Origin of the sequence: Gluconobacter thailandicus F149-1 = NBRC 100600, from assembly GCF_000964465.1 — a bacterium.
GTDB classification, from domain to species: domain Bacteria; phylum Pseudomonadota; class Alphaproteobacteria; order Acetobacterales; family Acetobacteraceae; genus Gluconobacter; species Gluconobacter thailandicus.
Genome location: NZ_BANH01000158.1, coordinates 1 through 273 on the forward strand (window position 1 = coordinate 1; position 273 = coordinate 273).

Annotated in this window: 1 protein-coding gene; it reads right to left on the reverse strand. The window is 59.3% G+C overall.

The genetic code is table 11. The features are described 5' to 3' along the window. Positions 1-273 (reverse strand): recombinase family protein (locus B7444_RS16185; RefSeq protein ID WP_048855252.1); only part of this gene is annotated, 273 nt, incomplete at both ends.

Sequence of the window (273 nt, forward strand, 5' to 3'; positions counted from 1 at the left end):
CGCCTCCTGACGACCTGCCGGACTCATGGCATGACGTCTTCCCAGCAACTTTCCTGATACCCGAGCGGCATGAAGACCAGAGATCGTCCGTTCCCGGATGATATCCCGCTCCCATGCCGCCACACTGGCCAGAACACCGATGATCAGGTTTCCTGCGGCCCCTCCGGTATCTGCGCCCAGAGCCAGAATACGCACACCAACCCCTTTGACTTTGAGGTCCTGAATCAGAGTCAGGGTGTCGATGGTATCTCGTCCCAGCCGGTCGAGCTTCAC